Below are 20,996 nucleotides of genomic sequence, written 5' to 3' on the forward strand. Positions count from 1 at the left end.
CAGCGCGCGGTCCAGCCGTCCGTCCGGGCGGTAGCGGCGGGCGCCCAGGTCGCGGTCAGAAGGAGAACGCAGGGCCGTCCGGGATCGTCAGTCCTTTGAGGACTGGACATGACGATCCCCGGCGGCGCAGGGACCTCCCCCTGCTCGCCGAGCGCGAGCACGTCGGTCATGCCGTTCCTCCCGCGAGGGCGGTGATCGTCAGGCGCCAGCGCACCGAACCCGAGGCGGGCACGACCGCCACCGGACGGGTGGTGTCGGCGCGGTCGAAGGTGCGGCCGAGCATGGGTTCCACGCCGACGCTGCGGTACGGGGCGTCTTCCGGCCAGCCGCGCAGGTTGCGCCACAACGCGATCGACACGGGCTGGTCATCGCACTCGACGCGCAGGTCCAGCTGCTGGTCTCCGTCGACCACGCGGATCTGGTCGCGTTCCAGCACCGCGCCTACCGCCGTGCCGTCATCGGGGCCGAGCGCGTCGAGGCCCGCCGGCCACTCGCGCAGCAGCGGTTGTGGGTCCGTGATCAGCACCGGGGTGCCGGGAGGGGCGTCCAGGCGGGCGGACGCGCTGACGTCGAGCAGGGCGTGCGCCGCCCAGACGAAGCGGTAGCCGGGCTCGGCGGTCAACTCGTAGTCGGCGACGACCGCGCCGCCGTCGGAGGCGAGCACGCGGGTGAGCGCGAAGTCGGGGCAGTCCACGCCGGTCCGGTGCCACGGCCTGCTCCAGGCGTCGCCGTGGTCGGGTACGCCGCGCACCGTCGGGACGCACTCCTCCAAGCCGCCCGCGTCGACGAACGCGGACCCCGGCACCACCTCGGCGCGCGCGGGATCGGCCCTGTGCCACAGCCATTCGCGGTCTGCCGCGCGCAGCGAGGTCCAGCGGCCGCCCAGGGCGTGGTCGACCTCGACGTGCAGCGGCACGACCCGCACGGCTCACCTCCGGGCAAGAGCAAACCAGTTAATTACTAATTTATCTTGCCACGGTGGCCGCCGGACCCACAGTCAGCCCGTCGTGCAGGCGGCCTCGTTGAGTGTGAACGAGGACGGCGCGGTGTTCCTGCCGCCGGAGGCCCCGATGAACCCGATGGTCACCTCGCCGCGGGACGGGATGGTCCTCGCCTGGTCGACGCCGGTCACGCTCACGGAGCCGTTGCGCTGGGACACCGTCGCGTTCCACACCTCGCGCACCGTCTGACCGTCCGCGAACGACCACCGCAGCGTCCAGCCGTTGATCGAGGAACCGCCGTTGTTCCTGATGGTGACCCGGCCCTGGAAGCCGCCCTGCCACTGGTTGTCGACCCGGTAGGCGACCGTGCACGTGGCCGCCGCCGCGGTGGGCGTGACGACGGGAGGCGCGGTCGTGGTCGTGGCCGCGGCCTTCGACGACTCGGCGGGTTGTGAGGAGGACGGAGCCGTCGTGGTCGTCGGTGCCGCCGATGACGACGACGTGTCCTTGCCGTTGCAGGGCGCACCCCACAGACCGCGGTCCTCGCGCTCGGCGCCCTTCTCGGCGTCGGCGAGCGCACCGGCCCCGGACTGGGCCCGCAACGCGCCCTCCCGCACGGCGAGCGACGCGTAGTCGGTGTCGTCCTCCAGCCGGAGGTGCACCTCCCCCGGGGTCACCGTGGTGACGCGGACCGTCTTGGCCAGCAACCGCTTCTCGGCGAACGTGCGCGCGGAGGCCGCCCAGCAGGTCGCGGGCGGCGCCAGCGACGACACCTGGACGCGCTCACCGGTGTCGAGCTCGATCGTCCGGCCGTCGATCACCTTGCGCACCACGGCCGACAGCTCGCCCTGGACGTCCTTGACCAACGTCGGCTGACGCACCTGCACAGGAGGCGTCGCGGGAAGAGGCGGACTTTCCGCCCCGCACGCACACGCGAAAAGAACCAGCAGAAAAGCCAAGGACTTCCGTAACACGAGGGACTCCCCCACACGTTCATCCAACCGCCATGATCGTAGCGCCCTGCGCGCACGGCCGACACCGATCGTTCGGTATCGACCGGTCGGCGCGGAGTCGCCGGCCCGGAACCATTTACCTGATCACTCGGGCATAATGGCGCTGTGCCCCGCTCCAAGCATGTTCCCGCGGACGATCTGGAATTCCCGGACGCGTTGGCTCCCGACCGGCCGAAGGGCGACCAGCTCAGGGAGATCCTGGAGAACGTCGCGGTCGAGGCGGGGCCGGGCAGGCTGATTCCGTCGGAACGTTTTCTGGCCGAGCACTACCAGATCTCCAGGAGCACGGTTCGATTGGTGGTCAATCGGCTCGTCGCCGACGGGCTGCTGTACCGCCAGCACGGCAACGCCACCTTCACGGCGGAGCGTCCGCCCACGCAGATCGACATGCTCACGTCGTTCACCGAGGACATCAGGGCACGCGGCTCCGCGCCGGGAACGAAGGTACTGCTCGCCCTCGTGGAATCCGCGGGTGCCGAGATCGCCGGGCGCCTGAACATTCCTCCGGGTGCGCCGGTTTTTCGCCTGGAAAGACTCCGTCTGGTCGATGACGAGCCATTCGCGTTGGAGCGCACAAACCTCTCGCTCGATCTTTTTCCCGGCATCGACGCATTCGACTGGGCCGCGAACTCGTTGCACAAGACGCTCGAAGAACGGTTCGGCGTGGTGCCGGATTGGAATGACACGGCCATCAGTGCCGTGCTGCCCCCACCGCAGGACGCCGCGTTGCTGGAGATCGAGCCGACCCAGCCGTGCCTCGTCCTCAAGGGCACGCTGCACGCCGCGGACGGCCGGGTGATCGAGGCGGGACGGTCGCTCTACCGGGCCGACCGCTACACCGTGTTCACCACCGCGCGCCGTTCGCGGTGAGCGCGTAACAGCTCGGTGCAGCGCTCCACGAGCACTTCCGCCGCACCCTGTTCCACCAGCGCGATGTAGGACTCGTAGAGCCCCTCGCGGTAGGCGTCCTGGTCGGGCAGGTAACCCGCGTAGCCGTCGGTGTAGCCGATCACCCTCGTGTGCGCGAACGGGCTGGCGGCCTTGATGCGCAGGCCGATCGACGAGAACAGCTCGAACGGCGTGTGCAGCCACGCGACCTCGCCGAGCGACACGACGGTGACGGGCACCTCCGCGTCCCCGTCCAGGCCGACGGCGGCCAGGGTGCTGAGCATCAGCGTCCCCTCGTACCGGGTGCGCGCGACGCGGACGGCCGGGTCGCTCTCGTCGCAGGGCAACAACTTCCGCCACCCGCGTTCGGCGCCCTCGCGCAACCGCCTGCACTCGGCCTGCGACGGCAGCGCGCGGTGGGGCATCCGCAGGACCGTGCGCGTCAGCCGGAGCGGTTCCCCGACCGGTTGACCGGACGGCAGCAGGCGTGTGATCGACTCGGCGAGCCTGCCGCCGAGCGCGGAAACCTCGGCGTGCCCCTGGGCGCGCCGGACGAACCGCGAACTGGCGTCGCCCGCCGCGCCCTGCAGGAACGCGACCACCGGGGCGAGCCCGGCCAGCTCCCTTCGAGTGGCGCCCGGCCAGTCCGCCGACCAGGCGAGGTTGTCAGCGCCCAGCACGGTCGGGTGGCTGGCGTAGTCGAAGAGCAGCGCCGCCGGGGTGCCGTCGGGGTGGTGCAGCGTCAGAACGCCCACCGAGTCGTCGTGCGGGCCGTCCTGCCGGTGGCGGTTGGCGCCGACGCGGGCCGCCGCGCCCTCGTGCCAGCGAGCGAGCACCGGAGTCCTCTGTGGACATATTTGGCGCGCCACCGCCCCGACCCGCTCTATCAGTCCGCGCACGAGCTCGGGCTCCCGCTGCGCGGGCATGCCGGGGTGGATCGACCCGGTCCACCCGTCCGGCGCGGAGTGGGTGTGCGACGCGCACACCAGCACGCGGCCGGCGGGGACCCCCGTCTCCTGCGCGACCACGGCGGCCAGCGCGCGGGTCAGCGAGACGTCCGTGGCGAGCGCGTCGAGCGTCACCCACACCACGCCCGGATCGTCCTCTGTGGACAACCAGACCAGGGTGGCCTCCAGGTCGTCGTGCACGCCGCAGGCGACGCCCTCCCTGGCGAGGTAGCCGCCCATCGGGTGGCCGGATCCCGGGGTGATCACCGTGCGACCGGCCGCGAGCAGGAGGGTCATCGGCTCAGCACCGGTTCGGTCAGAACCCCGCCCTTCCCCGCTGCCTGGGCGATCGCCGCCAGCTCGTCCACGTCCCCGTCGCGCACCAGCACCTCCAGCAGCATCGGCAGGTTGAGACCGGTCACGATCCGCACGCCCGTCCGGCGCGCCGCGAAGAGCTTCGCGGCGTTGGCGGGGGTGCCTCCGGGGAGGTCGGCCAGCACGAGCACCTCCGGGGCGTCACCGACGAGGTCCGCGAGCCGTTCCCCGTACGTGTCAGGACTTTCCGCCGGACCGAGCTCACAAACCAGGAGCCGGGACTGCGGTCCGACGACGAACTCGGCGGCGTCGGCGGCACCGGACGGCAGCGCGCCGTGCCCGGCCAGCAGGACGGGGATGGTCATCGCTCGTTCCTAACTCTTGGGGGCGGCGGGCGCGAACCAGCCGAACCAGCCCAGCGCGACGCCCACCACGACGACGACGCCGATCACCACCGCGGGCTTCAACCTGGCCTTGACCAGCAGCAGGTACGCGGCGGCGGTGACGAGCACGGGAAGCAGGTGGGGCAGCAGGTCGTCGAGGCGGTCCTGGATCGGCACGGTCTGCGTGACCGGTTCGCCGTTGACCGTCGTGGTCTGCCGGTACGTGAGCGTCGTGACGACCTTGACGCTCAACGGGATGAACCCGCCGAGCACGACGAACCCGAGCACGGTCGCACCGCGGGACAGCCGGTCGAGCGTGCCGACGGCGAAACGGGCGATGAGCCTCTTGCCCTCGCGGTAGGCGAGGCGGAACTGCCAGCGGCGCACCAGCGCGTACGGGACCAGCACCATGACCATCGCGAACACGGGGCCGAGCCAGTTGCCCTGCAGCGCGAGCGAGGCGCCGATGGTGAAGATGATGCTGTTGTACAGCGCGAAGACGAGGGTGTCGCCGATGCCGGCCAGCGGCCCCATCAAAGCGACCTTGGTGCTTTCGGCGGACTGCGGCGACCGCGCCTCCTCCATCGCGATCGCCGACCCGAGGATCAACGGCCCGCCGACCAGCACCGAGGTGTTGAAGAACTGCATGTGCCGCTGGAGGCCCTGCGCGTACTCGTGCGCGTCCGGGTAGAGCCGGCGCAGCACGGGTTCCATGGCGTACGCGAACCCGAGTCCCTGCATCCGCTCGTAGTTCCACGACACCTGGCTGGACCAGAAGTACCTGCGGTAGGCCCTCTTCAGGTCCTGCTCGGCCAGCACGCGGTCCACTTCGGACGTTTCTTCCTCCGCGACCACCGGCGCCGGCTCGCTCCTGCCGACGACCAGGAACGCGATCGCGACGCCCAGCAACGCGATGCCGAGCACGGGGACGTCCATGTAGGCGAACGCGACGAACCCGATGAGCAACAGGTACCAGTACTTCGACAGCTGCATCATCGACAGCAGCAACGCGAACCCGACCGCGGGCAGCAACGACCCGGCGAGCGTCATCCCGTTCACGAACCCGGCGGGAATCCCCCGCGTCAGGTCCTCGACCACACCGCTCGAGGCGGTCAGCGCGGCCAGGAACGTCGGCACCGCCCGGACCCCGCACCACGGCACGAGCCCGAGCCAGTGGATCCGGGCCAGTCCCCGCGCGTCCCCCGACGCCGCGTAGTGGTCGGCCCGGTGCACCAGCCCCGTCGTGATCATCTTGCCGACCGGGTCCAGCGCGGCCAGCAACACGGCGGCGGGCAGCGCCACCGCGATACCGACCGCGACCTGAGCGCTGAGCGGCCCCGCCGCACTGCCGGCGAGCGCGGTGCCGACGATGGCCCCGGTCTGGTAGTCCGGGATCGTCGCGCCGCCGTACTGGTACACCCCCAGTGCCACCAGTTCCAGCGTCGCGCCGATCGCCATGCCCAGCAACGGGTCACCCGTGATGAGCCCCGCCACCGACCCGGCGACGAGCGGACGGCCCGCGAAGATCAGAAAAGGCCCCAGCACGTCGTAGGTGCAGATGACGGCCCACAGCGTCAAAGCCAGTGCCACGAGCATCTGCGCCTACAGCCCCTTCTTGTCGAGCAGCGCGGTGAAGTCGGCGGCCTTGTCCCGCGGCATCATCTGCGCGACAACCGGAATCCCCTCGGCGGCGAGCCGGCGGTACCCCTGCGCGTCCTCGGCGGTCACGGCGATCGACCTCGTCACCATCGTGTACCGCTCACCGGGGCGGGGTGCGACGTTCCCGACGTTCACCACCTCTGGCCGCACCCCGCCCTCGACGAGGCGGAACGCGTCGGCCGGATGCTTGGCTATCAGCATCACGTCCTCTCCCCAGACGCGTTCCACCACCTCGGCGACGGTGAGCACCTCGGTCGGCAGCCCCCTCGCCGCCTGCGGGAGCAACATCCGCTGCAGTTCGTCACCGGCGACCTCGTCGTTGCACACGACCAGCTTCCGCACGCGCAACCCCCCGGTCCACGCGACGGTCACCTGGCCGTGGATCAACCGGTTGTCGACCCGCAGATGCACTCCCGCCATGCCCACTCCCCCTGGTCAGCCGAAGTAGGGCCAATACTGGTGCAAACCAGTATTGGCTGTCAACGGGCGTCACGGGACGCGCCCGGAACGGGCAAAAGGCTCCACTGTGGATGCGGCCGGCAGCGGCGACGGGGGCCGGACGACGCGGCCCCCGGGACAAACCTGTTGGGGTGATCCGCTAGAGTTCACCCTGCTACGCCCCCGTAGCCCAATCGGCAGAGGCAGCGGACTCAAAATCCGTCCAGTGTGCGTTCGAGTCGCACCGGGGGCACGATCTTCGGGCGAGGTCCAGTTCGCGGAATGCGCGAACCCGGCCTCGCCCGTGGCGTTTTCAGGACCTCTTACGACTTAACGAGTCGCCCGATCGCGGCGGAGGCCTCCGCGAGCTTCTCCTCGGCCACCGGGCCGCCTTCCGCCGCGGCCTGCGCCACACAATGCTTCAGGTGCTCGTCGAGCAAGCCCAGCGAGACCGCCTGCAGCGCCTTCGTGGCCGCGGAGATCTGGGTGAGGACGTCGATGCAGTATTCGTCGTTCTCGACCATGCGCTGGAGGCCGCGGATCTGTCCCTCGATGCGGCGCAGTCGCTTGAGGTATGCGTCCTTGTCCGCGGTGTACCCGTGCATCGGCCCCTGACCTTCCCTACCCCTGGCGGGTATGTCGAGGATACCCGCACCGGATGGGGGTGCGTTATGTGCAACGACTGCTCCGTCGGCGGGAATGGGGAAGCGTCCGGCAAGCCCAGCAACGGGTCGGAGTACGACGACTAGCAGCACATTTTGGACCCATAACACCCGTGCGGTTTACCGGGTAAATGCCCCGACCGGGCGGTTGGGGTCACATTTTAGCTGCGAAAGGTTCGCCGTTTTTCGTCATGTGGACTATGGTGTTGTCGAAGCACGTGGTTACGTCGAGGATCCGCGTGCTATGTGAGTACCCAACGGAGGAACAGTGGCACAGCAGACCGTCGTCCAACTCATCGACGACCTCGACGGCGGAGAAGCCGACGAGACCGTGACCTTCGCACTTGACGGTGTCGAGTACGCCATCGACCTGTCGAAGGGAAATGCGGAGCGGCTTCGCGAGTCGCTGGCGGACTTCGTCGGCAAGGCCCGTCGTGCGGGTGGCCGCAAGCAGCGCAAGGGCACCGGCAAGTCCACGGTCAAGGCCACCGACAAGGCTGAGGCGCAGCGCATTCGCGACTGGGCCCGCGCGCAGGGGCACCAGATCTCGGACCGCGGCCGCATTCCGCAGAACCTGGTCGTGCAGTTCCAGGAAGCGCACGCCTCCTGACCTGGGCGAACGCTCGAGGTTTCCACACGTCGGCCGGGATGCCGGCCGACGTGTTAAACCCCAAAGACCTAACACGTCCCGGTTCGTTCACACTATCCCCGGAACGCGGGATCAACGACCGGGAAAGTGCGCTCCGAACAGGCGCGACACCGCGGCGGCCTTGACCGCTGTCTCCTCGAATTCCTCGTCAGGGTCGGACAGCGAGATGACCGCTCCGCCCACACCGAAACTCACCCGTTCGCCGTTGCGGACCAGCGTTCGGATGACGATGCTGAAGTCGGCGGCTCCGTTGAGCGAGAAGTAACCCAGCGCTCCCGAGTACACCCCGCGTGGACCGGCTTCCAACCCATCAAGGATCTGCATGGTGCGGATCTTCGGCGCACCGGTCATGGAACCACCGGGAAACGCGGCCCGAACACAACGGACGGCAGAACTGCCCGGCCGAAGTCGGGCGCGCACGGTGCTCACCAATTGGTGCACGGTCGCGTAGGTCTCGACGTCGAACAACCGCGTCACCTCGACCGAACCCACTTCCGCGCAGGTGCCGAGATCGTTGCGGACGAGGTCCACGATCATCAGGTTCTCGGCGCGGTCCTTGACAGAACGCGCCAACGTTGTGCGCAACATCTCGTCGTCCGCCGCATCAACACCGCGCGGACGCGTCCCCTTGATCGGCGACGACTCCACGACGCCATCTCGGTCCACCCTCATAAATCGTTCGGGTGACGTGCTGAGCACGGACAGGTCACCGAAACGCAGCAACGCCCCGAACGGAACGGGATTTGCGGCGCGAAGCAGCCGATAAGTGTCCCACGGGTCGATCGAGGCACGCCACGACATCATGTTCGTCAGACATGCCTCGTACGTCTCCCCCGCCGTGATCGCTTCCTGGCAGGCGCCGATCAGCTTCAGGTAGTGCGCGCGGGGATGTCTCAACGTCACGTCCGACACGACCGGCCGGGAAGGTTCGGCCAAAGGCGTCAGCGCGGCCAGAACGACCGAAACCTCGTCGAACCAGTTGTCGTCGGACAGCGAGAGCAAATAGACGCAATCCTCCGCGTGGTCGACGACCACGGCGCGGTCGGCGAAGACGAACGACGCGTCGGGCTGTTCGGCGCGGTGGGCGAAGTCGCCGCCGCACTCCGCCTTGAGCTCGTAGCCGAGGTAGCCCACCCATCCCAGGGCGAAGTCGAACGGCACGTCGGGCTGCTTGACGGCCCACTCCGCGAGGTCGTCGTCCAGCCAGCTGAAGAAGGACGGGCAGTGCCTCGGTGCGCCGTCGAGCGTGAGCACCTGGTCCTGCACGCAGTACTGCGCGAAGCGCGCGAGGGGCCCCGAGGAATCCCCCATGAAGGAGAACCGCCCGCCGGAGCCGCTGTCCAGCCAGAACGCCGTCTCAGACGCCCCGTGGAGTGCCGCGAACGCCTGCTCCGCGTCGACGGCCACGGCGAGCTTCCGCACGTGCACAGGGCGCTTCTGAGGCGTTGGGCGAACCAGCACCGGTTCCGGCACGGCGGCCGTGCGCGTCGGGGTCAGCGCGGCGAAGTTCGCGAGCATCTCGCGGCCGGACTCCGTGCAGATCGACTCGGGGTGGAACTGCACACCCCACGCGGGCCGGTCGAGAGCGCGCACGCCCATGAGAACGGAATCGTCGCTCCACGCGATCGCTTCCAACGAAGGAGGCAGATCCGTGACGGCGAGCGAGTGATACCGAACGACTTCCATCGGCGATGGCAATCCAGCGAAAAGATCAATGCCTTTGTGCGTGATCGGCGAAATAATTCCATGTCGCGGCACGGGCGCGGGTCCCACCACAGCGCCGTAGGACAGGCACAGGCCCTGATGCCCGAGGCACACGCCGAGCAACGGGATCTCGGCGTGGTCGATCACCGCGCGGCAGAGGCCGAAGTCGGCGGGGTTGCCGGGCCGGCCGGGGCCGGGGGAGATCACCACGTGGTCGAACGACCGCAGCGTGGACAGCCGGAACCGCGGGTCGTCGTTGTGGACGACCACGGGCTCGGCGCCGTTCACCTCCGCCAGGTGCTGGAAGAGGTTGAACGTGAACGAGTCGTAGTTGTCGATGAGCAGAGTCCGCATTGCGGACGGCACTCTACCTGGCAAAACACCCGATGGGAGCAACGAGAGAGGGCGGCCACAGATCGTGACCGCCCTCCGGGTGGAACGAGAACTCAGCTGCCGAGCAGGAACTTCGGATCAGCCGCCAGCTCCGCTAGCTGCGGGGTGAAGAACGGTTGCGCGTCCAGCTTCGGATAGTCGCTGTGGGCGTACTCCTCTTCCTGCCCGACCGTCACCGTCCAGCCGTTGGCCGCCCGGTAGGACGCCCAGGTGGAGGCGGGCTGGCCGGGGCCGCTCATCGAGGCCAGGGTCGCGACCTGCTTCCCGGCGACCTCGTAGGTCTTGCAGCTGCCGGAACCGCCCGCGGGCCGCTTGAGGATCGCGCACGGATCGGCCGGGTCCTCCGGGTTCGGCGTGGACACGCGCACCGTGAGCCTGCCGACCTTGTCCCCCTTCCGCACCGGCACGTACGCCGTGTACTCCCAGACCTCCGGCGTCTCGCCCTTGTCCGACGAGACCTGCGCCTGGCCGCGGAGCATCCCGCCGCGGAAACCCGGGTCCTTGTACTGCAGGTCGGGGGTGTCGTACCCGGCCGGCACGGACGCCTTCGCCAGCTCCAGCAGCTGCGTGCCGCGGTCGGCCTGCGGGCCGCTGGTGGCCGTCCGGTCGGTCTGCCCGACCGGCCACGTCTCGCCCCACTGCGTCTCGGGCACACCCGAACTGGAGCTGCTCGGACCCGCTCCCGTCATGTACTCCTTCGCGCCCTGCGGGTTCAGCGCGAACGCCGACCCGAGGCCGACGCCGACCACCAGCACGGCGACCACGGCCCCCGTGACCGACGCGCGCCGCTTGGACCTGGCCTTGTGCGCCCTGGCGAGCGCGTTGCCCGGATCCATCGACGGCGGCGGGCTGCTCGCCACCACCACGTCCTGGAAAGCTCGCTTGAGGTCCTCTTCGTTCATCGAACCCTCTCCTGCTCCGAGAGCAGGCCGCGCAGCGTCTGCAGCCCCCGCGCGGCCTGGCTCTTCACGGTTCCTTCCGAACACTTGAGGACGATGGCCGTCTGCTCGACGGACATGTCCTCCCAGTACCGCAGGACGAGGCACGCACGTTGCTTCGGAGGCACCTTCGCCAGCGCCTCCAGCAACACCATGCGTTCCTCGGGGTAGGAGCCCGGTGGAGCGGCCGAGTCGGTCAGGTCGTCACTCGCCGACTCGAACCGGAACCACCCGCGCCGTCGCTCGGACAGGAACGTCCGCACCACGATCTGCCTGGTGTAGGCGTCCAGCGCCTCGTGCCGCTCGATCCTGCGCCAGGCCAGGTACAGCTTGGTGAAGGCCTGCTGCACGAGGTCTTCCGCGCGATGCCAGTCGCCGCACAGCAGGTATGCCGTGCCGCGCATGGCGTCGGAACGGGCCGCGAAGTACTCCTGGAACGCGGCGTCCCGATCACTCATCAGGTTTCCCCCTATCTGCGGTGCCGGGTTACTCACGCCACCTGGGGCCTGGCGGGTTGCACGGAGTTCTCGAAACGCATACTGATGTCGTGATTTTCCTTTTGCTCCTCGGCGTACCCGTCGCGCTGGGCCATTTGTACCTGTGGCGGCGGCTGGTCGTGGACACCACGCTCCCGCGCACCGCCGGACGCCGGATCGGCACCGTGGCGATCGTCGCCGCGTTCCTCGTGCTGATGAGCGCTCTGGTCGTCACGCGCAGGGTGCCGCCGGAGTACGGGAAGTTCTTCGCCTGGCCGGGGTTCGTCTGGCTCGCCGTGCTCTTCTACCTGGCGATCGCGCTCGGGATCGCCGAGATCCCGCGCCGGATCCTGCTCAGGCGCGTCGCGGCCGCGCCGGTGGCCGTGGGCGCCGGTCCCGAGCCCGTCGAACCGGTCGAGGTCGTGCCGGACCCGTCGCGGCGGCTGTTCATCGCGCGCTCGGTGGCGATCGGGTCGGGCATCGCGGCGGGTGGCGTCGTCGGGTACGGCATGACGCAGGCGCTGGGCGCCCCGCAGCTGCTGAACGTGCCGGTGACGCTCGACAAGCTGAGGTCGTCGCTGTCGGGTTTCCGGATCGCGGTCGTGAGCGACATCCACCTCGGGCCGCTGCTCGGGCGTTCGCACACCGAGCGGATCGTGCGGATGATCAACGAACAGGAGGCCGACCTCGTCGCGATCGTCGGCGACCTGGTCGACGGCACCGTCGCGGAGCTGGGCGAGGCCGCCGCGCCGCTGCGGGACCTGGTGTCCAAGCACGGCAGCTTCTTCGTGACGGGCAACCACGAGTACTTCTCCGGTCACGAGCAGTGGATCGCGGAGCTCGACAGGCTCGGCGTGAACCCGTTGCGCAACGAGGGTTTGACCGTCGCCGGCGGCATCGACGTCGTGGGCGTGAACGACGTCACCGGCAAGTCCTACGACGACGGGCCGGACTTCGGCCGCGCGCTGTCGAAACGCGATCCGAACAACCCCGTCGTCCTGTTGTCACACCAGCCGGTGCAGGTCACCGACGCGTCTTCACACGGCGTCGACCTCCAGTTGTCCGGTCATACACACGGCGGACAGATGGTGCCGTTCAACTTGTTCGTGCCGCTGCAGCAGCCCAGCACCGCGGGGTTGTCGAAGGTGGACGACACGTGGCTCTACACCAGTCGTGGCGCGGGTTTCTGGGGTCCGCCGGTGCGCGTGGGCGCCCCGCCGGACATCACGATGATCGAGCTGCGTTCTGCTGGCTAAATCACACTCGCCTGGACTGGCTTGCGCACTTCGGGTGTTCAGGCCGTAGAGTGGACGGCCGTGCCCGCGTGCGGAACGCGAGGCGGATGAAGGGGGACCCCTGGGGAAATGACCGAGAGCTTCGCCGTTGATCGGCGCAACGAGGCAGAGGCTCGTATTCGGCGTTTCCTGGACCAGGAGAACCCGTCGACACCGTGTCTGGTGATCGACCTCGAGACGATTCGCGCGCGCTACCAGGCAATCCACGCGGCCATGCCGGCCGTCGACATCTTCTACGCGGTCAAGTCGAACCCGGAGTCCGACGTGGTCGGCACGCTGGTCGCGGAGGGTGCGCGGTTCGACGTGGCGTCGCCCGCGGAGATCGACCTGTGCCTGGCGCGCGGCGCCGCGCCGTCGTCGATCTCCTACAGCAACCCCATCAAGAAGGCCGCCGACATCGCGTACGCGTACTCGCGCGGCGTGCGGATGTTCGTGTCGGACAGCGAGCAGGACGTCCGGTTCGTCGCCGAGCACGCGCCCGGTTCGTCCGTGCTGGTGCGGATCCTCGTCCACAGCAAGGGTTCCACGTACCCGTTCGGCAACAAGTTCGGTTGCGATCCCGAGATGGCGACGGACCTCTTGCGGCTCGCGCACGAATTGGGACTCGTTCCTCTCGGAGTCGCGTTCCACGCGGGCTCGCAACAACTCTCCGTCGAGGGCTGGGACACCGGCATCGCCGACGCCGCCCTGATCGCCGCCAAGCTGCGCGCGGAGGGCATCGAGACCACGACGGTGAACCTGGGCGGCGGGCTTCCCGCCGTGTACCAGGAGTCCACGCCGTCACTGGAGTCCTTCGCCTCTGCCATCGAGGCTTCGCTCGCGCGACACTTCGGTGCGGTGCGTCCCAGGGTGATGATCGAGCCGGGCCGGGCGATCTCCGCCGAGGCCGGGATGATCCGTTCGTCGGTCGTGCTGGTGTCGCGGAAGTCCTATTCGGACGAACGCCGGTGGGTCTACGTCGACATCGGCCGCTACCAGGGTCTCGCCGAGACCGAGGGCGAGGCGATCGCGTACCGGTTGCGGACCTCGCGCGACGGCGGTCCCGCCGGACCGGTGGTGCTGGCCGGTCCCACGTGCGACGCGGACGACGTGATCTACCAGCACACCCGCTACGACCTGCCGCTCGACCTGCAGGCGGGCGACCACGTGGACATCCTCCACGCCGGCGCCTACACCTCCTCCTATTCGTCCGTGTGCTTCAACGGCTTCCCGCCGTTGGCCACGTACTGCATCTAAGACCGTTTGCACATCACATAGTTTGGAGTGATTGATGTCCGAAGCGCCCTGTCAGACCGAGGAGACCGTCGGTTTGTTCGCGGGACAGCACGTACTTGCAGAGCTTTCGGGTGTGAGTGCCGATCTGCTCGATGACGAGCAGTTCCTCAAGCACGCCCTCGGTGAGGTTCTCACGCAGGCCGACGCAACCGTGCTGGAGGTGATCTCCAAGAAGTTCGATCCCCAAGGAGTCACCGTGCTGGCCCTGCTGTCGGAATCCCATGCCTCGATCCACACGTACCCCGAAGTGGGTTCGGTGTTCGTCGACGTGTTCACCTGCGGTACTCGTGCGAAACCCGCGCTGGCCGTCCAGCTACTCGCTGACGCCCTGGGCGCTGCTCATGTGAGCACGGATCTCGTCACTCGTGGCGTCAAGGAGCATGTCGCGTGAACACCATCAACGAGCCTCTTGCCGAGGGCATGACCCGCCACTGGCAGGTGGACGAGGTGCTGGTCGACACCAAGACCGACTTCCAGCACCTGGTGATCGCCCGCACGGCCCAGGGGTTGTCGCTCTTCTGCGACAACGACCGCCAGTCGACGGAGTTCAGCCAGCTGACCTACCACGAGGCCCTGATGGTGCCGGCGCTGCTGCTGGCCGAGACCGTCGAGCGCGTGCTGGTCATCGGCTCCTCCGAGGGCGTCGTGTGCCAGATGGCCGTTCAGCACGGTGCGACCGTCGTCGACCACATCGACATCGACGAGCAGGCCGTGAAGCTGTGCGCGGAGCACCTCCCGTACGGCTACACGACCGAGGAGCTGGCCGCCGCGGAGAAGGGTGACGGCCCGATCCGCGTGCAGTACATCGACGGGTTCGAGTACATCCGCACGACGTCGGAGAAGTACGACATCGTGCTGGTGGACCTGCCCGACGAGCGCGAGGAGGAGGCGCAGCACAACCGCCTGTACGGCGCGGACTTCCTGCGCATGTGCAAGGCGCTGCTGCGTCCCGGCGGCGTCGTCGTCAACCAGTCCGGGTGCCAGACGATGTGGCGCAACACCACGCTGATCCGCTCCTGGCAGCGGTTCAACGAGGTGTTCGAGACGGTCGCGTACTACGGCTCGGACGAGCACGAGTGGGCGTACCTGTTCGGCCGCGCGGACGTCGTCGAGGACCCGACCGCGCTGATGGTCGAGCGGTTGAAGACGGCCGGCTACCAGCCGGAGTCGATCGACGACCTGGCGTTGCTGGGCAACAGCATCCCGCCGTACCGGGTGCGGCAGTCGCTGGCCTGATCGAGGCACGAGAAAGGGGCGCTTCCCGTTCGCGGGAAGCGCCCCTTTTCGCCGTCTCGGGGGCGTCTCCCGTCGCGGAGACGCCCCCTTTGCCGTCCCTATGCCAGTGACTGCTTCAGGAAGTCGACCTGCAGCAGCAGGAGGTTCTCCGCCACCTGCTCCTGCGGCGTCATGTGCGTGACGCCCGAGAGCGGCAGCACGGTGTGCGGGCGGCCCGCGGCGAGCAGCGCGCTGGACAGGCGCAGCGTGTGCGCGGCCACCACGTTGTCGTCGGCCAGGCCGTGGACGATCATCAGCGGGCGGGACAGCTTGTCCGCGTCGTCGATGAGCGAGTTGCGGTCGTAGACCTCGGGCTCGGCGTCCGGGTGGCCGAGGTAGCGCTCGGTGTAGTGGGTGTCGTAGAGGCGCCAGTCGGTGACCGGGGCGCCGGCGATGCCCGCGTGGAAGACGTCCGGGCGGCGCAGCACGGCCAATGCGCTCAGGTAGCCGCCGTAGGACCAGCCCCGGATCGCCACGCGCGTCAGGTCGAGGTCGGGCTCGACCGCGGCGGCCGCTTCGAGTGCGTCCACCTGGTCCTCGAGGGTGGCGCCGGCGAAGTCGAACGCGATCGCGCGCTCCCACGCGAGGCCACGGCCGGGGGTGCCGCGGCCGTCGGCGACCAGCACCGCGAAACCCTGGTCCGCGAGCCACTGCGAGGCCAGGAAGGCGTTCTGTGCCGACACGACGCGCTGGGCGTGCGGGCCGCCGTACGGGTCCAGCAGCACCGGGAGCTTGGTGCCGGGAACGTGGCCGGTGGGCAGCAGGAGCGCGGCGCGGAGACCTCGTTCGCCGAGGGTCAGCATGCGCGGGGACGCCGTGATGACCGGCGTGTCCGCCCACGACTCGATCACGTGGTCGCCCACGCGCACCTTCGCTCCGAACCAGTCCAAAGTGGCTGACACGAGCACAACCGTGTCACCGCCTCGAACCGCGGCGTGCACACCGTCCTCGGAGGACAGCCGGGTGGTCTCGGCGCCGACCGAGTAGACGTGCGTCTGCGTCGGGTCGTCGGCGGAGGCGGCGACTAGGATGGAGTCGTCGCCGATGTCGAGGACCCGGCGCACCTGCAGACCGGACGTCAGGACGTCGTCGCCGACCTGCAACGCGTACTCGTCGCCGGAGCCGACGATCCGCACGAGGCGCCCGTCGGGGGTCCAGGCCGGAGCTCCGTCGCTGACCTCGAGCCACACCGGGTCGGTCTCGGTCGCGAGCTCGGTGACCGCGCCGGTGTCGGGGGCCAGGGCGTAGATCGTGCGGGTGCGCTGGTCGCGGGTCTGCGTGGTGATCAGCGGGACGCCGCCGGACGACCAGTGCACGTCGTTGAGGTAGTCGAACTCGAGCAGCACCGGGACGGAGGTGCCGTCGAGCGACACGACGTGCAGCGACACCGCGGCGTTCTCCGTGCCCGCCGCGGGGTAGGCGATCTCGGTCGCGGCGGTGGCGGGGTTCGCCGGGTCCGCGATGTACCAGCGCTGCACCGGGGAGTTGTCCACGCGCGCGGCGATGAGCCGCTTGCCGCCCGGCTCCCACCAGTAGCCGCGGTAGCGCGACATCTCCTCGGCCGCGATGAACTCCGCGAGGCCGAACGTCACGTCGTCGCCGTCCGGCTCGGCGACGGCGTGGTCGTCGCCCGACTCCAGCTCGACCACCCGCAACGTGCCACGCGTGACGTAGGCGACGCGCTCCCCCGTCGGATCGACGCGCGGGTCGATGACCCCGCCCCCGGTCGGCAGCTCGCGGACGTCACCGCTGGTCAGATCGGCCACGAACAGGCGGCCGGACAGCGCGAACGCGGCCACCGAGGCGTCCCGCGAGAGCGAGTAGCCGACGAGGCCCGCTCCCGACTCGCGCGTGCGCTCCCGGCGCGCCCTCTCCTCCGCGGGCAGGTCCTCCGGGTCCGACAGCAGCGTCGCCGGGTCGGCGAGCAGACGTTCGGTTCCGGTGGAGGTGTTCAACTCCCAGAGGCCGTTGGCCCGACCTGCGGCCGTGGCAGGGCGGAGGAAGAAGACACGTGCGCCGTCAGCCGACACCGCGAACGTCCTCGGTGCGCCGACGGTGAACCGCTGGGTGCGCGCCTGCTGGCGCGGAAAGGAGATGTCGTTGCCCACGGGCCCCACACTAACCCGCGCTCCGGCCACGACGGCACCGCGCGAGGACGGGCCGCTCACCCGCCTGCCGACCGCGCGGTGCGCGTGCCGCACCGGACGGCCACGACCGAGCAGATGACGTGCGCCAGTGAGGCGACGAGCATCCGGCCGCAGCTCACCGACGTCGCGGCGCGAGCGGGCAGGCTCCAGGCGACGGTCGTCCGGACGGTCGCGCTGATCCTCGCCGCGTCGAAAGTCCGGGAAAGCGCTTACCGCTACCTGTGCTCGGCGAAACTCGCCGCAGCGGTCTGGCACCTGCCCGGTCCTGCTCGCGCTCGCACGAAGAGCGCGAGCAGGACCGTTCTCAGGCCTTGACTCGACTCTTCGGAGGCAGCGGGAAGAAGCCGCTGGTGCGCCGGACGTACTCGGCGTACCCAGGACGGCGCGACACGATGTCCTTCTCCAGCAACGGCTTGCCGCTGCCCTTCGCGAGCAGCCACGTCATGACAACCGGGCCGATGATCGTGAGCGCGGCGACCCACGAGTGCAACGCGAACAGGTACAGGCCCCACCAGACGACCGAATCACCGAAGTAGTTCGGATGCCTCGTGTAGCGCCACAACCCTCTGTCCATCACGGCGCCCTTGTTCGCCGGATCCGCACGGAACCGGGAGAGCTGCCAGTCACCCACGGCCTCGAAGACGAAGCCGACCAACCACACGCCAGTGCCCACCCAATCCAGCACTCCGAAAGGGGCCGAAAGGTGCTGCGCGGCCTGCACCGGCAGCGACACGATCCACATCAGCACGGCCTGCAACAGGTAGACCCGGTACATCTTCAGGCGGGGATTTCCCTTGGCACGCCTCAGGATGTCCTGATACCGCGGATCTTCGTCCTTGCCCTTGTTGCGCGAGTGGATGTGCACGCCCAGGCGTACGCCCCACACCGCGGTGAGCGCGGTGATGATCCACTGCCGAGTCGGTTCGCCCTCCGCGAACACCAACGTGAGCACCGCGATCACGGCGAAGCCGGGGCCCCACACGGAGTCGATCAGGTCGTACCGCTTGCGGGAGTCCGCGTACAGGAACAGCCCGCTCAGCAGTGCGAGGACCGCGACGAGGGTGATCAGGAAGCTCATCGGGCGACCAGCTCACGCCGCACGCGCGGCATGCCGCTGCGCCCGTTCTCGCTCCTGCGCACCGCGAGGACCTGGTCGACCCCCATCCGCCCCTCCTCGAACGTCAGCGCGCCACCCGCCAGGTACAGCCGCCAGACCCGCGCCTGCCCCTCACCGACCAGCGCGACGACCTCGTCCCACCGCTCCTCGAGAGTGTCCGCCCACGCGCGCACGGTCCACACGTAGTGCTCGCGCAACGCGTGCACGTCACGGATCTCGAGGCCGGCACTTTCGAGGAAGCCCGTCGTCTGGCTGATCGGCCGCATGTGCATGTCCGGTGCGACGTACGACTCGATGAACGCGCCACCGCCGGGCGCGTTGCGTCCGCGCGACATCTGCTGGAGCAGCAGGCGCCCCTCGGGCTTGAGCAGCCGGTACAGCGTCGAGGCGTACTCGGGGTAGTTGCTCTCGCCGACGTGCTCGCCCATCTCGATCGTGGAGATCGCGTCGAACGGCTCGTCACGCACCTCGCGGTAGTCCTGCAGCCGCACCTCGACGCGCCCGGTCAGCCCTTCGGCCTCGATCCGCTTGAGGATGTGCTCGCGCTGCTGCGCGGAGATCGTCACACCCGTCGCGTGCACGCCGTAGTGCTTCGCCGCGTGGATGATCATCGAACCCCACCCGCACCCGACGTCGAGCAGCCGCATGCCCGGCTCGAGGCCGAGCTTGCGGCACACGAGGTCGAGCTTGTTGTGCTGCGCCTGCGCGAGCGGCTCGTCCTCGGACGTGAAGTACGCGCACGAGTACGCCATGCTCGGGTCGAGCACGAGCTGGTAGAACGCGTTGCTCAGGTCGTAGTGGTGCGAAATGGCGTCCCGGTCGCGGCTCTTGGTGTGCAGCGCGCCCTTGAGCCGCGCCTCCTCCTTCGGCGCGTCCGGGTTCGGCCCCAGCACCTTGAGCTTCACCGCGAGCTTCGCGACCTCCGAGATCTTCGGCCGCCGGGTGACACCCCGCCGCACGAGCCCCCAGATCTGCGAGAGACCGCTCGCGAGGTCTCCCTCCACGTCGAGCTCCCCGCTCACGTACGCGCGCGCGAGCCCCAACTCGTTCGGACTCCACACGAGCCGGCGCAACGCGTCCCGCGACCGGATCACGAGCACCGTGCCGTCCTGCGGCCCGGCGACGCTCCCGTCCCACGCCCGAATTCCGATCGGCAACGGCGCACCCAGCACCCGTTCGGCCATTCCCGCCAGCTGACCAGCGACGACCACCCTGCACCTCCTGCGTGACCTGGCTCCGCCAGACGTTCGAGCGGCGAGGAGGTTCGGTTCGTTTCTGAACCGAGACGCAACCCCGCCCGTATGGCCTCGATAGAGCGAACGGATGGACAAGGAGGACATGAGTGTGATCCGACGTAACCGCATTGCCATCGGGCTCGCCGCGGGACTGGCAGTTGTGCTGGGTCTGGGTGTCTGGAGCGCCACGGGAAGTGGCTCGAACAACTCCAAGCCGGTGGCACAGACCGAAACCGACCTGGGCGTCCTCGGTGACTACGGCGACGTGGGTCAGCCCCCGGTACTCCAGGAACCCGCTGCGGCACCCGAGACCCCCGTCCAGCAGCAGGCCCCCGAGACCCCGGCCGCACAGCCCGCGGCGCAGCCTCCGGCAGCAGCCCCGGTCAGCACGTTGAGGCTGGTCGGCAAGAGCGTCGACAAGATGGGCCAGGTCGTCCAGGACGGCGACGGCCGCACCCTCTACCGCTTCGACAAGGACGTCCCGAAGCCGGAGGGCAAGTCCAACTGCAACGACCAGTGCGCCGTGACGTGGCCGCCGCTGCTGTCGGACACGATCCCGCAGCTGGAGGGCGTCGACCAGAAGCTGGTCTCCCTGATCACCCGCGCCGACGGCAAGAAGCAGGTCGCCATCGACGGCTGGGCCCTCTACACCTATTCGAAGGACCCGGCGCCGGGCAAGTGGGCGGGCCAGGGCATCGGCAACACCTGGTTCGTGATCCAGCCCAACGGCAAGCGCAACGTCGAGTGCCTCCCGCCCGGTGTGACGGCCCCCGCGGCGTAACCCACACAGCATCCCGTTAGGACGGTCCATCTGAGACACACATCACCCTGACACGGTGAAACCCCGGCCCTGGGGAAGGGGCCGGGGTTCCCGTCGTTTCGCTCTCGGGTCACGGAAGGGCGCCACCGGTTCGCGGTGGCGCCCTTCCCTGTTCACCGGTGCTCGTTCACACCAACCCGGCCTCGTGCAGCCTCACCAGTACGGCGAACACACCGCCAGCTCCCGTCACCGACATCAGAACGAGCTTGAGCACCTTGTACGCGTCGGCGCGCTTCTTCGAGCAATCGACCCCCGACGCGACGAATCCGGCGAAACCGGTGAGCGCCACGAGCACTCCGGTGTAGCCGCCGACCAACCAGCCCCACATGGACGAGATCCCTTCGCCTGCCTTCCTCGCCAGTGTGTTGCCGGGCAGCCGACAGGTGGCCTGATCCCGGCCAAGCTGTGGACAACTCGCAAAATGTG

The 20,996-nt window shown here is 69.1% G+C and carries 22 protein-coding genes and 1 tRNA gene; 9 read left to right on the forward strand and 14 right to left on the reverse strand.

The genetic code is table 11. The features are described 5' to 3' along the window. Positions 1–166: 166 nt before the first annotated feature. Both BMY74_RS16900 and BMY74_RS16905 read right to left on the reverse strand, forming a co-directional pair. The gene (locus BMY74_RS16900; protein ID WP_218159653.1) at positions 167–925 is read right to left on the reverse strand and encodes a hypothetical protein; all 759 of its coding nucleotides are present in this window, start codon (positions 923–925) and stop codon (positions 167–169) included. Between the two features lie 72 nt (positions 926–997). Further along, entirely contained in the window at positions 998–1,822 is an 825-nt protein-coding gene (locus BMY74_RS16905; RefSeq protein ID WP_143091593.1) for a cellulose binding domain-containing protein, read from the reverse strand. A 237-nt stretch (positions 1,823–2,059) separates the two neighbouring features. Here BMY74_RS16905 and BMY74_RS16910 point away from each other — a divergent pair, with 237 nt between their 5' ends. After that, positions 2,060–2,824, forward strand: a complete 765-nt coding sequence (locus BMY74_RS16910; protein WP_089917055.1) for a GntR family transcriptional regulator — start codon at positions 2,060–2,062, stop codon at positions 2,822–2,824. Here BMY74_RS16910 and BMY74_RS16915 read toward each other — a convergent pair. The 4 genes from BMY74_RS16915 to BMY74_RS16930 are packed head-to-tail and all read right to left on the reverse strand — an operon-like array spanning position 2,788 to position 6,566. Then, positions 2,788–4,086: a hypothetical protein gene (locus BMY74_RS16915; RefSeq protein ID WP_089917057.1), complete on the reverse strand. Its 1,299-nt coding sequence runs from the start codon at positions 4,084–4,086 to the stop codon at positions 2,788–2,790. The two genes, BMY74_RS16910 and BMY74_RS16915, sit on opposite strands and share 37 nt — an antisense overlap. Next, complete coding sequence (locus BMY74_RS16920; protein ID WP_089917060.1) at positions 4,083–4,469, reverse strand: PTS sugar transporter subunit IIA; 387 nt, start codon at positions 4,467–4,469, stop codon at positions 4,083–4,085. Before BMY74_RS16920 ends, BMY74_RS16915 begins: the two co-directional genes overlap by 4 nt. Before the next feature lie 9 nt (positions 4,470–4,478). Further along, a complete protein-coding gene (locus BMY74_RS16925; protein WP_089917062.1) occupies positions 4,479–6,083 on the reverse strand; it encodes a PTS system mannose/fructose/sorbose family transporter subunit IID in 1,605 nt (534 codons plus the stop codon). Between the two features lie 6 nt (positions 6,084–6,089). Further along, a complete protein-coding gene (locus tag BMY74_RS16930) occupies positions 6,090–6,566 on the reverse strand; it encodes a PTS sugar transporter subunit IIB (protein WP_089917064.1) in 477 nt (158 codons plus the stop codon). Between the two features lie 197 nt (positions 6,567–6,763). Between BMY74_RS16930 and BMY74_RS16935 the strand changes: the two genes are divergently transcribed. Then, positions 6,764–6,837 (forward strand) — tRNA-Leu (locus tag BMY74_RS16935). A gap of 70 nt (positions 6,838–6,907) precedes the next feature. Here the strand turns inward: BMY74_RS16935 and BMY74_RS16940 are convergent. Further along, entirely contained in the window at positions 6,908–7,189 is a 282-nt protein-coding gene (locus tag BMY74_RS16940; RefSeq protein ID WP_030466675.1) for a metal-sensitive transcriptional regulator, read from the reverse strand. A 325-nt stretch (positions 7,190–7,514) separates the two neighbouring features. Here BMY74_RS16940 and BMY74_RS16945 point away from each other — a divergent pair, with 325 nt between their 5' ends. Continuing rightward, positions 7,515–7,856, forward strand: a complete 342-nt coding sequence (locus tag BMY74_RS16945; protein WP_030476951.1) for a histone-like nucleoid-structuring protein Lsr2 — start codon at positions 7,515–7,517, stop codon at positions 7,854–7,856. 111 nt (positions 7,857–7,967) lie between these two features. On the opposite strand, the gene pabB is transcribed toward BMY74_RS16945, so the two are convergent. The 3 genes from pabB to BMY74_RS16960 all read right to left on the reverse strand — a co-directional run bounded on the left by pabB (position 7,968) and on the right by BMY74_RS16960 (position 11,388). Further along, complete coding sequence (gene pabB / locus BMY74_RS16950) at positions 7,968–9,953, reverse strand: aminodeoxychorismate synthase component I (protein ID WP_089917067.1); 1,986 nt, start codon at positions 9,951–9,953, stop codon at positions 7,968–7,970. Between the two features lie 92 nt (positions 9,954–10,045). Continuing rightward, positions 10,046–10,894, reverse strand: a complete 849-nt coding sequence (locus tag BMY74_RS16955) for a hypothetical protein (protein WP_089917070.1) — start codon at positions 10,892–10,894, stop codon at positions 10,046–10,048. Continuing rightward, positions 10,891–11,388, reverse strand: a complete 498-nt coding sequence (locus tag BMY74_RS16960; protein ID WP_089917658.1) for a SigE family RNA polymerase sigma factor — start codon at positions 11,386–11,388, stop codon at positions 10,891–10,893. Before BMY74_RS16960 ends, BMY74_RS16955 begins: the two co-directional genes overlap by 4 nt. A gap of 89 nt (positions 11,389–11,477) precedes the next feature. Between BMY74_RS16960 and BMY74_RS16965 the strand changes: the two genes are divergently transcribed. From BMY74_RS16965 to BMY74_RS16980, 4 genes are all read left to right on the forward strand, one after another. Further along, the gene (locus tag BMY74_RS16965; RefSeq protein WP_342717137.1) at positions 11,478–12,662 is read left to right on the forward strand and encodes a metallophosphoesterase; all 1,185 of its coding nucleotides are present in this window, start codon (positions 11,478–11,480) and stop codon (positions 12,660–12,662) included. 108 nt (positions 12,663–12,770) lie between these two features. After that, positions 12,771–13,937, forward strand: coding sequence for a type III PLP-dependent enzyme (locus BMY74_RS16970; protein WP_089917075.1), 1,167 nt, complete (start codon positions 12,771–12,773; stop codon positions 13,935–13,937). Between the two features lie 34 nt (positions 13,938–13,971). Next, positions 13,972–14,367, forward strand: a complete 396-nt coding sequence (gene speD / locus BMY74_RS16975) for an adenosylmethionine decarboxylase (protein WP_030476957.1) — start codon at positions 13,972–13,974, stop codon at positions 14,365–14,367. Positions 14,368–14,396: 29 nt separating this feature from the next. Further along, a complete protein-coding gene (locus BMY74_RS16980; protein WP_089917659.1) occupies positions 14,397–15,212 on the forward strand; it encodes a spermidine synthase in 816 nt (271 codons plus the stop codon). Positions 15,213–15,310: 98 nt separating this feature from the next. Here the strand turns inward: BMY74_RS16980 and BMY74_RS16985 are convergent, their stop codons facing one another. Beyond that, on the reverse strand, positions 15,311–17,359 hold the full coding sequence (locus tag BMY74_RS16985) for a S9 family peptidase (protein ID WP_089917078.1): 2,049 nt from the start codon (positions 17,357–17,359) through the stop codon (positions 15,311–15,313). A gap of 114 nt (positions 17,360–17,473) precedes the next feature. Here BMY74_RS16985 and BMY74_RS16990 point away from each other — a divergent pair, with 114 nt between their 5' ends. Continuing rightward, positions 17,474–17,713: a hypothetical protein gene (locus BMY74_RS16990; RefSeq protein WP_218159654.1), complete on the forward strand. Its 240-nt coding sequence runs from the start codon at positions 17,474–17,476 to the stop codon at positions 17,711–17,713. Here BMY74_RS16990 and BMY74_RS16995 read toward each other — a convergent pair. Together BMY74_RS16995 and BMY74_RS17000 are read right to left on the reverse strand one after the other, a co-directional pair. Beyond that, positions 17,703–18,476, reverse strand: coding sequence for a DUF1295 domain-containing protein (locus BMY74_RS16995; protein ID WP_089917083.1), 774 nt, complete (start codon positions 18,474–18,476; stop codon positions 17,703–17,705). The genes BMY74_RS16990 and BMY74_RS16995 overlap by 11 nt on opposite strands. After that, positions 18,473–19,699, reverse strand: a complete 1,227-nt coding sequence (locus BMY74_RS17000; RefSeq protein WP_245786217.1) for an SAM-dependent methyltransferase — start codon at positions 19,697–19,699, stop codon at positions 18,473–18,475. The genes BMY74_RS16995 and BMY74_RS17000 overlap by 4 nt, the downstream gene beginning before the upstream one ends. Positions 19,700–19,853: 154 nt before the next feature. Here BMY74_RS17000 and BMY74_RS17005 point away from each other — a divergent pair, with 154 nt between their 5' ends. Beyond that, positions 19,854–20,531, forward strand: a complete 678-nt coding sequence (locus BMY74_RS17005; RefSeq protein ID WP_245786187.1) for a COG4315 family predicted lipoprotein — start codon at positions 19,854–19,856, stop codon at positions 20,529–20,531. Between the two features lie 166 nt (positions 20,532–20,697). Here BMY74_RS17005 and BMY74_RS17010 read toward each other — a convergent pair whose 3' ends face one another. Further along, positions 20,698–20,898: a hypothetical protein gene (locus BMY74_RS17010; protein WP_089917088.1), complete on the reverse strand. Its 201-nt coding sequence runs from the start codon at positions 20,896–20,898 to the stop codon at positions 20,698–20,700. Positions 20,899–20,996: the final 98 nt, after the last annotated feature.

This window comes from Lentzea albida (genome assembly GCF_900111005.1).
Lineage (GTDB): Bacteria > Actinomycetota > Actinomycetes > Mycobacteriales > Pseudonocardiaceae > Lentzea > Lentzea albida.